General features: G+C 63.8%; 8 protein-coding genes. 4 read left to right on the top strand and 4 right to left on the bottom strand.

Annotated elements, in window-relative coordinates:
- Window position 1 precedes the first annotated feature (1 nt).
- From tssG to F6X37_RS18365, 4 genes are all read left to right on the top strand, one after another.
- The gene (gene tssG / locus F6X37_RS18380) at window positions 2–1,069 is read left to right on the top strand and encodes a type VI secretion system baseplate subunit TssG (protein WP_187612356.1); all 1,068 of its coding nucleotides are present in this window, start codon (window positions 2–4) and stop codon (window positions 1,067–1,069) included.
- Window positions 1,066–2,139, top strand: coding sequence for an ImpA family type VI secretion system protein (locus tag F6X37_RS18375; protein WP_187612302.1), 1,074 nt, complete (start codon window positions 1,066–1,068; stop codon window positions 2,137–2,139). The genes tssG and F6X37_RS18375 overlap by 4 nt, the downstream gene beginning before the upstream one ends.
- A gap of 72 nt (window positions 2,140–2,211) precedes the next feature.
- Window positions 2,212–3,228, top strand: a complete 1,017-nt coding sequence (locus F6X37_RS18370) for a fimbrial protein (RefSeq protein ID WP_187612301.1) — start codon at window positions 2,212–2,214, stop codon at window positions 3,226–3,228.
- Between the two features lie 41 nt (window positions 3,229–3,269).
- The gene (locus tag F6X37_RS18365) at window positions 3,270–4,673 is read left to right on the top strand and encodes a GlcNAc-transferase family protein (RefSeq protein WP_187612300.1); all 1,404 of its coding nucleotides are present in this window, start codon (window positions 3,270–3,272) and stop codon (window positions 4,671–4,673) included.
- Here the strand turns inward: F6X37_RS18365 and F6X37_RS18360 are convergent.
- The 4 genes from F6X37_RS18360 to tssM form a co-directional block, all read right to left on the bottom strand.
- Window positions 4,578–8,009, bottom strand: a complete 3,432-nt coding sequence (locus tag F6X37_RS18360; RefSeq protein WP_187612299.1) for an RHS repeat-associated core domain-containing protein — start codon at window positions 8,007–8,009, stop codon at window positions 4,578–4,580. The two genes, F6X37_RS18365 and F6X37_RS18360, sit on opposite strands and share 96 nt — an antisense overlap.
- A 16-nt stretch (window positions 8,010–8,025) precedes the next feature.
- Window positions 8,026–8,292 carry a PAAR domain-containing protein gene (locus F6X37_RS18355; RefSeq protein ID WP_090810707.1) on the bottom strand — a complete coding sequence of 89 codons (267 nt, stop codon included), beginning with the start codon at window positions 8,290–8,292 and terminating at the stop codon, window positions 8,026–8,028.
- Between the two features lie 89 nt (window positions 8,293–8,381).
- Window positions 8,382–11,060 carry a type VI secretion system Vgr family protein gene (locus F6X37_RS18350; protein WP_187612298.1) on the bottom strand — a complete coding sequence of 893 codons (2,679 nt, stop codon included), beginning with the start codon at window positions 11,058–11,060 and terminating at the stop codon, window positions 8,382–8,384.
- A 40-nt stretch (window positions 11,061–11,100) separates the two neighbouring features.
- On the bottom strand, window positions 11,101–15,063 hold the full coding sequence (gene tssM, locus F6X37_RS18345) for a type VI secretion system membrane subunit TssM (protein WP_187612297.1): 3,963 nt from the start codon (window positions 15,061–15,063) through the stop codon (window positions 11,101–11,103).
- Between the last annotated feature and the right edge of the window lie 9 nt (window positions 15,064–15,072).

Below are 15,072 nucleotides of genomic sequence, written 5' to 3'. Positions count from 1 at the left end.
CATGGATGGGGCAATGGCGAGCGCCGTCGCGCCAACGCGATCATCGCTCGATCCGCAATCGCTCGACGCGTGGTTCGATCCGGACACGCCGTGGCAGTCCGGCTTCCTGAGCCTGCTGCGCGCTATCGCCGCGCGCGACCCGCTGATGCCGTTGCCGGGCACCGCGAGTCTGCCGCAAGAAGAGCCGTTCCGGATCGGTCAGCAACCCACTCTGGCGTTTGCGCCACGCGAAATCGCGTCGCTCGGCATGCGAGACGGTCGCCTCGACGTGCGGCTGTTCGGGCTCGGCCTGTGGGGGCCGCAGGGGCCGCTGCCGCTGCATATGACGGAGCTGGCTCACAGTCGTGTGGAAAGCCACCAGGATCATGCGCTCGTCGGGCTGGTCGATCTGTTCCATCACCGCGCGCTGTCGCAGTTTTATCGCGCGTGGGCATCGGGGCAAGCCACCGCGTCGCTCGACCGTGCCAACGACGAAACGTTTTCGTTCTACGTCGCCAGTCTGATCGGCGTCGACCCGGCCGAGGCGGAGCAGTCCTGTCTGCCCACGCACTCGCGCTACAGCGCGGCGGCGCACCTCGTGCGCGAGGCGCGGAGTCCGCACGGCATCGCGGCGACGCTCTCGCATTACTTCGGTGTTCCGATGACGATCGAAGAATTCGTGCCGCACTGGATCCATCTGTGCGCATCGGAACATACGAGGCTCGGGGTGCCGGGGCCCGCGGCGATCATCGGTGAATGCGCCCAACTCGGCGAGGCAATTCCCGACCGGCAACACAAGTTCCGGCTCGTCGTGGGTCCGCTCGACCTCGATCAGTATTTGCGCCTCACGCCGCACGGCGAGGACTTGCCGACGTTCGTCGAATGGGTGCGAGCCTTCGTCGGCCACGAATACGCGTGGGAGGTCAAGCTGCTCGTCAACCCCCGCGCGGCGCCACCCGCCTGCATCGGCACGTCGCAGAGACTCGGCTACTCGACGTGGCTCGGTGATTCCCTCGACGACCTGCCGGTCGTCGGCATGGTTTTCGAACCTGAACAGTACAACGACCGACCCCGGAGTTCCCTCGCATGAACGCCAACGCTCCCGCCGTCGTGCTGCGCTACGCCGATCTGCTCGAACCGGTCTCCGCACACGCGCCTTGCGGTCCCGATCTCGAATACGATCCGGCCTTCGTGATGCTGCAGGCGGCCGCGGCCCCACGCGCCGAAGCGCAGTACGGCGACTTCGTCGACGTGCCGCCAACGGCCAATTGGGCCGACATTGAACGCGACTGCCGCGCGCTGCTGCTGCGGACAAAAGACATCCGCCTCGCGGTGATCCTGCTGCGTTGCCGAACCCGGCTCGACGGCGCGGCTGGCCTGCGCGACGGACTGGCACTGCTGATGGCGATGCTCGAATGCTATGGCGAAGCGCTCCACCCGCTGCCCGTGTTCGAAGGCGAGCGAGACCCGGCGATGTTCGCCAACGCGATCGGCGGACTCGTCGAACCGGATGGCACGCTGGCCGATGCGCGCGACATCCCGATGCCGAGGGCGGCGGGGCTTCAACTGCATTTGCGCGATATCGAAAAATCATTCGCGACGCCGCGCCAGAAGGACGCGCTCGCCCCTGAATCCGTCGCCCGGTTGCTCAAGGAATTGTGGGGCCGACGCGACGCGGCAATGGCCGCACTAGTCGAAGCGCAGTGTCTGACGCAGCGCATTGGCGCATGGTGCGATGAGATGCTCGACACCGACGCGCCCGATCTCGGCGCGTTGTCCCGAGCGCTGGAGCCATTCGCGCAGCATCGGGTGGGCGGCGGCGGGTCCGCGCCAGCGCCCGCCCGAGCCGTCAACGAGCAGGACAACAAGCAGGACAACGACAGCGTGCGTGGATCGGCGTCGGCGATCGTGGCTACGGCGACGCTACCGCAGTCCGACGCGCCGACCGAACTGCCAATCACTGCGCCTTCTCCAATGGATCGCTGGAGCGCGCTCGCAGCCATTCAGGAAACACGCATGTGGTTCGAGCAAAACGAACCGAGCAGTCCTGTCATTGTTTTGCTGCGCCAATCGGAACGAATGGTGGGCAAACGGTTTTCAGAACTCGCCCATATCATTCCCGCCGATTTACTCGCTAAATGGGACGTAGCCGACAGTTGAGGCGACGCGCGCGCATGTGCGACTTTCCCCGCTGTCAGCCCATTCAGTCCGCCGCTCAACCAACAACTTCCAATGAAAAGACTCATTCATTTTCTTATCCTGGTTTGCTTCGCGATACCCCATTTCGCGTTCGCCACCTGCATCCAGTTGAAGCCTTCGCAAATTTCCGAACTGCTGTCTCAAGGCTACATCGCGGGACAACCATTAGCGGTCAACATACCGTTCCGGGAAAGCTCGGTATCGATCGATCCGGCGTTACCGGTCGGCTCGGTGATCGCCACGGGCTTGTCGCCGGCGTACGCGACCTATGCGAACTTCGCGGACTGCACCAACGGGGGCACGGTATCAATACAGTATTCCAACGCAACGCCGTCCGTTGTATTGGGGGCTACCGTCTATAACACGAACGTCCCAGGCATCGGCTTTCGTTTGACCTATCTTCGTGCAACCGGCGTGAACTCGCCACTTCCGTTTACGCCGTCCTTTCCCGCGGGCGAACCCGATCAGGTTATGTATGGGCGCTTCGGCATTGGCTCGCAATTCGAGATCGAACTGGTCAAAACGGGCGACATCGCAAGCAACGTCAACGTGATACTCAACACCGTGGGAGCCGGCGTCGCCGAGGGTGACGGCAGTCGGGTCGTGACCATCACGGGCGGCAGCATCAACGTCAAGGTTCTTCCAAGTTGCTCGGTCAATACCAGCACACTGAACATCGATTTCGGCACGTTCGGCCCAAGCGATGTGTCGACCACAAGCGGGCCAACCCAGCCAGTCGACTTTACGGTGCTCTGCACCGGGCCCACGCCACCGGCTTCGATTACTGCCGTACTTTCCGGCACCCCCGATACAGAAGATAGCAGCCTGTTGAAGAACACCGGCGCGACGCATCTCGCGATTCGTTTGCGGGATGTTTCAACCAACACAATCTTCAGGCCCAACGATCCGACGAGCACCCTCGTCCACACACCGCAGGGCGCGATGCAATCGCCGTTTGCACTCGAGGCGACGGTGCTGCGCGTCGGAACAGCAACGCCGAGCGCAGGCAGGATCCAGGCAACCGCAACAGTCACGATGACCATTCTTTGAATCGACTATTCAACGACGAAGGTCCACCAGAATCAACGCGCATGACCCAGTTATCCGTCACACCGCCGAACTCGATCTTCGTGCAAATCGCGAGTTATCGCGACCCGCAGTTGATCCCCACCCTGCTGGATTTGATCCAGAAAGCTAGAAAACCTGATCTACTACGGATCATCGTCTGCTGGCAGCATGCGCACGACGAGACGATGATCCAATTCTGGCAGCAAAGCTTTGGCAATTGGCGAACCGAGCAGACCGACGGTTGGACCATCCAACATCTCAGTCATCGTGAAGCGAAAATCGAATTGATCGACGTGCCCCACATGATGACGCAGGGCGCATGCTGGGCTCGCAATCTGGTCCAACAGCGATACGGCGGCGAGCGCTACACGCTGCAACTCGATTCGCACCACCGCTTCGTCGACGCATGGGACACGCTCGCAATCGAGATGCTGGAGTCTTTACGCGATGAAAGTCCGAAACCCGTGCTGACCGCCTACCTTCCGATGTACGACCCCGAGAACGACGACGCTCGATCCAGCGAAGAGCCGAGCATATTGGCCTATGCAAGGTTTTCCAGGGAAGGGGTGGTCCTGTTTCGCTCGAAGACACTCTCCGACTGGAGAACGCGCATTCGCCCGGTCCGTTCGCGCTTCTTCAGCGCGCACTTCGCATTTGCCGACGGTCACTTTGCCCAGGCGGTCCAGCACGATCCTGACTATTTCTTTCACGGCGAGGAGATTTCGCTTGCCGTCCGTGCGTTCACCCACGGCTATGACCTGTACAGTCCGCACAGGCTGATCGGTTGGCACGAATATCTGCGCTCATACCGCGTCAAGATGTGGAACGACCACAATCACGAGGCCAAGGAACGGGGTGAAATCGACGAGCCCTGGCACGAGCGCAACGAGCGCTCGTTGCAGCGCAATCGTGCTCTGCTCGGTATCGACGGAGAAACGTTGGCTGACGTTGAGTTCGGCAAGTATGGACTCGGAGCGCAACGCACGCTCGCCGATTACGAGGCCTACGCGGGCATCGGCTTCAAGTGGCGCGGTGTCCAGCAGTCGGTATTGAATGATGTTCCACCAGTCGCGGGCACGCAACGTCCCGACGAAGCGACATGGAAAGCTTCTCTGCTACGCGCAAACGACGTCCGTGTGTGCGTGCATCAGAATGGATTCGACAGGCATCTGGTCACGCCCGGCGTCGAGCACGCGCTGCGGGCCGCGACGTCAGTCACCGTCGTGATTTACGGCAACGACGAGACGGTACTGCGCCGCGAGACCGTCGACGGCAGCGGTCTTTCCCGATACCGGAAAAACGGCTGGCTCGACTTCCATGTGACTTTCGAATCAGAACTTGGCCAGCTCCCAGCCTGCTACGTCGTGGAGTTGTTCGACGACGCCGGCAAGGTATTGAGCCGGGTCCGGTGCGCCATCGATGCATGACGCATCCGCGATAACGACGCACGGAAACGCCTCCGGCGTCGCGCGGCCGACAGGATTGCACCACGTCAGCGGATTCGGCGCGTAGCGATACGGACTGGTTCCGCCTTCGCCGTTGCGATCGGGGCTGATGTAGCGGCCCGCGTGAGGATCATAAAAACGCGCACCGTTGTAGTACAGCGTGGTTTCATCGTCCGCGTATTGGCCGGCATAACGAAGCGGCTGCGCAAACGCGTCGCTGCTTGGCCACTCCGGCGTCACGAGACTGCCCCACGCCCGGTAACGCCCGCGCCATGCCACCTGGCCGGTCTCATCCGTGAGCGCGACGGCCGTACCGGCGACGTCAGTGTGATAGTGATAGACCTGCGTGTTCTTGATCGCGCCATCATCGGTGAGGGTCTGGTCCACGCAAGCGAGCGGCGCGAAGCCCGTTGAGCGGTCGGGCTCGGGTTGATACAGGTACGTGCGCAGTTCCATCGCGCGCTGCTGCTGGATCAGTCTGTGTCCTTGCCACAAATAGCGCGTGAGCTCGTCCTGTTCCGGCGTCGATGACTGCGCGCGCCGTGACGAAGCGGGTTCGACACGCCTGCCGATACGCCGACCGATTGGGTCGTACTGATAGCGCACGGTATAGCCCTTGCGATGCGCGGCGATGACGTGCCCCTCCGCATCCCAATCGAGCGATAGCGTATGGTTGCGGCCACGCCTACGCACCAATTGCCCCCACACATCATAGTCATAACGATGTCCGCGGCACTCCCGTAACCGGTGGTCGGGATACACGGCCGGGAACCAGCTGCCGCCAGGCGTATCGAGCAGATTGCCAGCGGCGTCCCACGTGAAATACTCGATGTCCCCCTTCTCCGACACCGAGCGCAACAGACAGCCACGCCGGTCGTAGTCGTACCACGTCTGACCGTCGGCCTCGGCGCCCGTCCTGACGATCACGTCAGCGAGACTGTAATCGGCTTCGCGCCACAATCCGGCGACAGGTTCTGTCGCGCAGCCCGGCGTATCCACGTCGCGCCCCGTCACCGAGCGCCACCACACCGGCAAGCCGAGCGGCGAATAGCCCGTATGCGTGCGCAAACGGCCTTGCGTGCGCGCAACCGGACGCCTCATCGCGTCATACCAGAAGCGCGCAATCTGTCGATCGTCCAGTTCGACGAACGCGACAGCGCCAGTTTCGAAGCGACGCATACGCAACTCCTGCCCCTGTGGCAGCTGAATCGCGACAAGGCGGCCAACGACGTCGTACGTGTAGCGCAGTGTGCCGTTTGCGCCGTGCTCGGCGATCAGACGGTCACCGGCGTCGTGTTCGAAGCGGATCTCATCCGCTCCGATTCCGAGTAGCTCGCCTTCTCGTGTTGGCTCGCGGCTCACGCAGTCGAGCAATCCGCGCGGCCCGTAGCGATACATATAGCGGTTGTGCGCGGTCTCACGCCGGATCAGACGGCCCGCGCGGTCGTAGTCGAACGTTTCGCGACGCTGTTGCCCGCCCGCCTGCCACGTGAGACAACGGACCTGCCCGGTATCCGCATAGTCGAAGTTGCGTTCCACGCCATCGGCATCCGTGATCGACAGGCAACTGCTCGCATTCCACCGAAGCAACTGCACCGCGCCGTTCGCGCTTTCGATTCGAACCGGGCGCCCATGCGCATCGTATCGACGCACGATCACGTGCCCCTCTTCGTCGACCGCGCGTACGACATTGCCTTGCCGGTTTCGATACCAGTGCCGGCTTCGGCCACTCGGGCCGACGAACGACGTCCGCTGGCCAGCCGCATTCCACACATGACGCTCGGCCTGTCCGTCCGGACGCGTGATGGTCAACGGTCGGCCGAGCCCATCGCGCTCGATTCGCGTGACCGCGCCGAGCGCGTCGGTCACACTGACCACGTAACCATTGACGTCATACTCGTAGTCCGTCGTGCTTCCGCCAACTCCGGTGCGACGTGTCACCTGCCCCCACGCGTTATGCGCGAAGGTCGTGGCGACCCCCTGCGCATCCGTCGAGCACACGACATCGCCATCGTCACCATATTCGAAACGCGTGAATTCTCCAGACGGGGTTTGATAGTGCAACGGCTGCAAGCGATCGTTGCGTGCCCACATCCACACACGGCCATCGCTCAACGCAACTGACACGGGCTCGCGTGACGCAAACGCATACTGCGTCGAGCGGGTTGCGCCCTCGCGATCCGTCTCACACGCGACGCGTCCGAGCCCGTCGTATTCGACGTGAACCACCCGCTCGCCGGGCAGTTGCATGGTGAGCGGCGCGACGGCGTCGCCGTAGTCGAACCGGTAGCGCCGGTCGTCGAAGTCTGTGTGCGACAGCACGCGGCCCTGCTCGTCGTATTGCCAATGCGCCGTGTTGCCGAAGACGTCACTGACCTCACTGGTCCGGCTATCGAAGTCGTAGGCGAAGCGCTCACGCGCGCCTTCTGACGCGACTCGTCGAATCACGCGCGCGGCGCCGCCGATCGTCTGCCACACATAGCGTGTCGCCATTCCGAGCGCGTCTGCTTCTTCGACGATCCGCCCATCGCGGTATGCAAAGCGACGCACGATTTCGCCGACCCGGTTGCGTACCTCGGTGAGTTCGCCGCGCTGGCTGTAGCCGTACTGGACCAGCGCGCCGGTGGGACCGCCGTCGACACACTCGACAGCGCTCAGACGCGCGCCCATCCGCGCTTCGTAGTGCATGCGCAGCTCGTGGCCGCAGGTTCCACGCATGCGCAGCAAGCGCCCGCCGGGATCCCAGATCAGGCCGATCCGCTGCTGACGAAGATCCTCGACGTATTTGAGCCGTGCGATTCCGTTCGCGTCGAAGTCGCCGAACACGCGGTAATGCGGCGTCAGATCCGCGACGACGAGGCGTCCGTCGCTCAGATGCGCGATGTGCAACTGCGCAGCCGACGCAATCACCTGCGACCCGCGCTCGGGAAACGGCACGCTGAGCGTGCTGCCGTATTCGTCGGTGTAGAGCAGTTGATCGTCCCGCTTGTGCAGCGTGACTTCCCAACTCGTGCGCCAACCGACGCCGAGCAGCCCGAGCGCGTGCTGCTCGCTCGAATAACAACGCGACCATACGAGCGGAAGACGGCCTCGCAGCCTGAAGTCGGTTTCGTCGGTAGGTAGGCAGACTTTGCTGCCGCTGATTACCTCGACCGAGCCGCACAGAATGCCCGACAGCGCACGACGCATCCGCAAGCGGTCGACGACGTCGCCGAGCCGCTCACAGCGATCGAGCAACGGTCCGACACTGGCGAGGGGCAATACGACGCCAGGCAAGCCGACCAGCTCGCCGCCGATTCCCGCGACTCCCGTCGTCACATGGCCCCCATCGTCATCATGAACCGATGCGCACGTCTGGCGAGCCAGCGGAACAGGGCGCGCCACACGAAACCTTGCCGCCAACCAATGCCGCCGGCACGTTGTTGATCAACACCGTTCCCGAACCCGCGACCACAGCTTGCGAGCACGGGTGCAGCGCGCAAACGGCAGAGCTCATACCGACGAGCGCCGCAGGCAATCGATTGATGAAGACCGTCGGGGAACCCGAGACGATCGAACCGCCATGTCCGATCGCATCGCCTTTGCGAGCCGCTGGAAACATGATCGATTTTCTCCTCATGGAAACTGAACGTCCGTGCAGGGCGATGCGCGAAGGCATTCGCCGTCTGCACGGTATTGCGAAATACGCTGTTACGCGTCCGAGCCGGTTGCGGGCGGTGGTTCGATCGGCGGCGGCGGTTCCTCCGAGGGCGGCGGTTCTTCCGATGGTGCCGGCTCTTCCGAGGGCGGCGGCTCCTCCGACGGCGGCGGCTCCTCCGACGGCGGCGGCTCCTCCGACGGTGCCGGCTCTTCCGATGGCGGCGGTTCCTCCGAGGGCGGCGGTTCTTCCGATGGTGCCGGCTCTTCCGAGGGCGGCGGCTCCTCCGACGGCGGCGGCTCCTCCGACGGTGCCGGCTCTTCCGATGGCGGCGGTTCCTCCGAGGGCGGCGGCTCCTCCGACGGCGGCGGCTCCTCCGACGGCGGCGGCTCCTCCGATGGCGGCGGCTCCTCCGACGGCGGCGGCTCCTCCGACGGTGCCGGCTCTTCCGATGGCGGCGGTTCCTCCGAGGGCGGCGGTTCTTCCGAGGGCGGCGGTTCTTCCGAGGGCGGCGGACATATCGTCGGCAGCGGACATATCGTCGGAAGCGGCTCGTCCGATGGAGGTGGCGGAATAACTGGAACGTCCAGCGCATCGAGCACCACGACAGGAACTGGCACCGTCACTGAGCTGCCGCATTCCTTGTCACCGGGGTTAAGGTCCAGCGGCGTGCCTTGCACCACGACACGGGTGTCACCCTGGATGCGGATCGACTTACCGATGAGCTTGATCTCGCCATCCTTGTTCATGGTCAGCGACGACTTGCCGCACACGATAGACAGCGCCCCCCCGGCCGACAGCGAATAGGCTCCGCCTACCGCGTGCGTCGACGCGCCACCAACCGTGACCGTACGTGCACCGCCCACCGTCAGAAGGGAGGCACCCCCAACCGCGGTCTCCTCCGCCCCGCCAATCGAGACAAAGTGTGCAAGACCCACGGAATAGAAGGCGACACCCTTCACCCTTACCGAGTACTTGCCGCCGACGATCGTGCTGGACGTCGCGCCGACGGTCATGCTGTGCGCCGCGGCCACGCCGATCGTGTAGTCGGCACCGACGACGTGTGACTCATTCAGCTTCGTCAGGCGGTTCATGTCCCGTTCCGCCTGCAAAGTGAATTCCTCGGCACCCGCCTTGTCCTCGAAGCGGATGCTGTTGTAGTTCTGCAGGCCCCCTTCCATCGACCGGCTCATGAAACCGCTCTGCGTCGCGTTGCCTGGCAAGTCATAAGGCGGACGCGTCGCCGCGTTGTACAGGCTCCCGGTGATCAGCGGACGATCCGGGTCGCCGTTCCAGAAGTCGACGATGACTTCCTGGCCGATGCGCGGAATGTAGATGCCACCGAAACCCTGACCGGCCCACGCCTGGCTCACACGGACCCAGCAGGAGTCGGTTTCGACGTTTTGGCCGTAACGGTCCCAGACGAAGCGGACCTTCACGCGGCCGAATTCGTCGGTCCACAGTTCCTTGCCCTCGGGACCCACGACGACAGCCGACTGCGGCCCGTTGACGATCGGCTTCGAGGTCTCCCGCGGCAGTCTGAACACTTCGCTTGTCGGTTGCACGTCGAACTTGTTGCTGCAGGTGTATTCGTAGCCGCTACCCGATTCGTCCGGCGTACCGGTCAGGTCGAGCTTCGTACCGATGACGAGGTATTCGCAGTTCGCGGCCGTATAGTCGTAGTTGGTCAACACGAACGTCTGCCCGCACGCGAGTCCCCGTACGTTACCTTCGCCTTGCGCTCGCGTACCCGGCGCGCGCAGTGCTTCCATGCGCGTACGCGCCAGCAGTTCACCGTGGCTGCTGTCGGTGTAGTCGCCCGGCCAGTCGTAGCGCTCGAGCAGGTTCCAACTGGTGTCGCGCGGTTGCTGATTGATCGCCCGCATGTCGGCGCGCGAACGCGTGAAGTCGAAGTCGCTCGTCACGTAGTGACCGGTGCACAAGACTTCGGCCGTCGAAAACGCACTGATGTATTCGGTGTCGGTCTTGCCGCCCTGCGGTTGGAACGCCAGCGTCCGGTATGACGGGTTCGGCGAGTGGCGGTGCGCGCCAATGTGGTCGCACAGCACGAGCCGGTGCTTGCCGTCGGCATGCTCGAAAAACCAGTAGATGCCCCACTCTTCCATCAGGCGATGAATGAAGTCGTAATCGGTCTCACCGTACTGGACCTGGAACGCGCGCGGTTCGTTGGTCGGACTCTCACCCTCGGGCGCATAGCGGCTCACGTCGAGGCGCTTTTCGACCGGGTACGGATAGTCCTTCAGAACCTCGTCGATGATCTCGATGACCGTCCTGTTCTGGAAAATCTTGTAGTCGGTCGTCAGGGTCGCCAGCCACAGCCACGGCTTCAGCACGACACGATAGACGTTGTAGCGGCCGTCCCGACGCAGGTATTGCGCGGCGACGACGAGTCCGGTGATTTCGCGCTGACATGCTTCGGTGTCGGCGCTCGGCTGGAGGTCGATCGCGACGGTCATTTCCTTGCCTAGCAGCGCCTTCAGGTCGAGGTTGGCACTGACGGCAAGCGGTACCGTGTAATCGTCAGGCGTGCGCAACAGCAGTTCGTACTCAAACAGCTTGCCGAGATGCTCGTCGCCGTTCAGTGACATGAACTCCAGCGCCGGCTGCGTCTGTCCGTCCGCGGTCTGCCCCGGCCACCGCGGTATCGCCGCGCTGGATACGGTCACTGCGCGGCTTTGCACACTTATCGCGTTCAAGGGATTACTTGACATGCACTCCTCTAAATTCTCTATATCGAAAAGACGCTAGCCGCTACAGCTCGTCGGCGAATGCGGAGCCTGACGACGCGTCCGCTCGCCTACCCATCGCGTTTCCGCTACCGGGACAACGAAAATCGCGCAGCAACGCCGTGAGTTGCGGTCCTGACTGTCCGCCCGATGTCAGTTCGATGACCGCGTGCCGGTTGTCGAAATTGAAGTCCACCGCCGAGCGGCTCGACGACAACGTCGACGTCACGCGGCCCCGGTCGATCAGACGGAACAGCGCCCACGGACCTTCGGTCATGACGGTCGACGTGTCCGGACGCACGCGCGGATTCGCGGTGAGGCCGGCCATCGAACCGCCGCGCGGCCCCGGCCAGGTGATCGGGGACGTCGTGACCGGACCATGCGCATAGCGCAGGTTTTGCCCGTCGACGTCGATGAGCAGATCGGTAATCTCGGGGTCCAGCGACACGACCTTGAGGCCCGCGTTCCACGACATCCGGGTCGCGCCGGGATCGCGGAAAAATGTCTGACGGATCGCCGCGGCGCGCTCGAACGGTTCGAGGCCCGGTCCCTGCATGGGCGGCATGCCGGGGCTGACCGGCTTATAGCGCCATGGCCGCATGCTCGTATCGACGCGGCTGGCAAGCGTCTTGTGGAAGAAGTCGTCGAGCAGGCCGCCGGCCGCGAACACGCGATTGAAATCGTCGATGTCGACTTCCTGGGCGCTCGCGGCAAATGGATATTTGCCTTCGACAGCACGTCGGCATTGCGCGCCAACGCTCGATTCGACCTGCATCGTGAGCAGGGAGCCGACATTGCGGTCCACCTTACGCATCGACTGCGACGCGAGGCCCGCGAGCACGGCCCGAAACGGCGGCGGAAGCTTCTGCGCCTCGAGCTGCAGCGTGGAGCCGAGGTCGTCCGTGGGCGGCATGCTGTTGGTGGCGAGCACGTCGCCGGCCGTCATCAAGCGCGTGTACTGCTCGTTGATCAGCCCGATGACGCCGCCCAGCTGCAGCACGCCGCTGCCGCCGGGCAGCGCGCTCCCGCTATCGGCCTGGCCGGTCACGACTTCGCGCAGCGCGGCAAAGCGTCTGTCGACCAGTTCACGTTCCATCTTCTGTTGCGCGAGCTGACCGATCGTGGCGGTTGCGGCCACGGCGCTCGCTGCGCGCGCCGCCTGCGAGCGACGCATGATCACGTTGATGGCACTACCGCCGGCCGACGGCTCGTCCGCGCCATCAACGATCGACAGCGACGTCTCGCGCGCGGCCGTTCGCGCGAGTCTCGCCAGCGGCGAATCCGGCGCAGCCAGCGTACGCAGCGTCTGCAGATCGGGCGCCAGGGTGCCTTCGCTGCCGGACACCGGTCTCACGTCGTCGAGAAACTGGCTCCAGTAATTGCCATAGTCGGTCAGGTATTGGCGACGGATATCGTCGGCGAGCCTGTCCTTGCGCGGTGCGTTGCCGTTTGCCATCCGCCGCCGCGCCGATGCATCGGCCTCGCCCATCACCCAAGCGTCCTGTTTTCGCGCCTGCTCGAGAAAATCAGGGAGGCGCTTGTTAAAAACGGCGTGATAGCCGTCGTAGGTATAGAGACCGGGGATACCTCGCGCGAGCGTCGAACCGCCGGCCAGCAGGAACACGGTAGTGGCCTGCGGACCCGCGGCGCTCAGCAGCGTGACGTTCTCGGGCGCCTCGGGAGCCATCGCGTTCATCGCACGTTCGTAGAGCCGTCCGGACGCCGGATTGCGGCCAAGGAACTCGCGCGCGCGGCGCACGAGCTGCGCATTCACCGGTCTTGCCGGCACCGCGGGCACCCCTTCCACGATCAGCGCATCGAGGTGACGCGCCATCACGTTGCGCTCGCCGAGCGATGCGACGCTGTTGGCGTGTTCCCAGTCGCCGAGCACCCATGCCTTGACCGCTTTCGCGTCGTAGTGCGAGCCATCGAACAGCATCAGGTAGACCATCAGCGTGCGATAAACGCCGTCCGCGTCCTGTACGCCGATTTGCGTATCGAGCACCGTTTCGAGCCGGCCGACGACTTGCGGCAGCAGCATCTGTTTCAGCAGATTGTTGTAAGTCTCGCCGGCGGCGGCGCGGATGGCGGGCGCCGTGTAGAGCCCGTAGTGCCATGCGACACCGGGACTGTCGAGGTCCATGCCGTCGAACTGAGGCAGGTCACGCGACGCCGACAGAAGCGTCCCCATCGTCCCGGGCTGCGGCGCCTTCCGTTGCGACAAGACCCGCGCGGCGAGCGCATTGGCCTTGCCATCGATCGCGGCGAGATACTCGCGGTTGTTGCCGAAGCTCACGACGAGCGCACCAATCAGCCACACCGCCACGACGATCGCGAGCAGATGTCCGATAAGACGCAACGCGCGGAAGCGGACTTCCCAGTACAGGTTCGGCCGCACCAGATGCGCTTCGGCCAGGATCACGCGCTGAAACAGATTGCGCAAGAAATAGCCGCGATAGCCGGTAGGCGTCGCGTCGCCGGACGACGGCGAGACCGTTTTCGGCGCGGCACCAAATAAACCCACGAGCCCGCGACGCAGCCGCTGCAAGAGCGTGGAGCTGTCGGCGGACACGGCCTCGTGAGTTTGCGCCGCGCTCGTGAAATAGACGCCGCGCAGCGTGCTGTTCAACTGCGTGTCGTCGTATTTCGAATCGAGAAACACCAGCGCGAGCAATTCATTGAGTTCCGCACACAGGCTACGAAATTCTGACGGCAGCGCATAAAGTTTCTTGCGCAGATCGACCTCGTACACCTCTTGCAGCCTCGTGTTGACGCCGTCTTCGAGTCCCTGCTCCAGCTCACGCATTTCGGCCGCGCAGTTCAGGCGCAGTGTGTCGCGGCCGTGTTGTTCCGCCGCTTCCTGATAAGGCAGTGTGAAGCCGAAAATCTGCGCGCGGCTTTCCGCCGTCAACGACTGGAAATACTCCCCGAAGCCGGGCAGCAGATCGAGCTTCGTGACGAGCACGTAGACGGGAAATCGAATCCCCAACTGCTGGCGCAACTCGCCGAGCCGAGCGCGCATCGACGCGGCGAGCGCCTTTCGTTCGGGCGCTGGGCGCGTCAACAACTCTTCGATTGAAACGACCAGCAACGCACCGTTGATCGGCGCGCGCGGGCGCCGCTTGCGAAGCAGCCCCAGAAGGCCGCGCCACTCGGCCTCGTTCACGCTCTTCAGGTCTTCCGGATCGACGTCAACCTTCGCGGCCTCTTGCGACGCTGCGTCCTGAACCGTATAGCGGCCAGCGGTGTCGATCAACACCGCCTCGTTCGCGAACCACCAGTCGCAGTTCGCCGTTTCGACGCGGCTTCTCAGCGACGCCGCGACCATCTGATCCGCCTCCGGAAAATCCAGACCCGAGTTCAGGACCAACGTCGTCTTGCCGGCGCCTGGCGAGCCCACCACCATGTACCACGGGAGTTCGTACAGATAGCGCTGGCTTTCGAGCAGACGACGCAGCCCTACCGGTCCGCCGCGCATGCGTTTGAGCTTGTCGATGGCCTTCGCGACGACCGCGTGAAGCGCGCGGATTTCGTCTCGTGCGACAGGGGTCGCGGCCGACTTCTTCGTGAACGGGTTCAGAACGCGCTGCAGCAGCACGTCATCGCCGCGCACTGCCCGCCACAGACGATACAGCCCATAGATCGCGTAGCAGGCAAGCAGCACCGAGATCAGCAGCACGCGGGACCATGTGGTACCGAGTGGATGCGTTTCGCCGAACGCGAGTATCGGTCCGAAATACCAGAGCGCGAGACACAGCAACGCGACGCCGATGACGCCAGGCGACCAGCCGAGCAGCCAGAACAGCAGCAGCAATAACAGCACGACGATCGACAGCGTGCGCGAGAGCACGCTCTCGAGTGGGCGGTAGTCGCCAAATGCAATCAGAGGTCCCACGAACCAGACGGCCACAGCCGTCACGAGGATCGCGGCGAGCACCAGCGTCTGGCGCGTGAGCACAAGTTTCGATAAGCGGTTCAAATAAGACATCAAGGCTTT

Source organism: Paraburkholderia sp. 31.1 (genome assembly GCF_014397645.1).
Taxonomy (GTDB): Bacteria; Pseudomonadota; Gammaproteobacteria; order Burkholderiales; family Burkholderiaceae; genus Paraburkholderia; species Paraburkholderia tuberum.
This window is presented reverse-complemented; position numbering and strand designations above follow the sequence as displayed.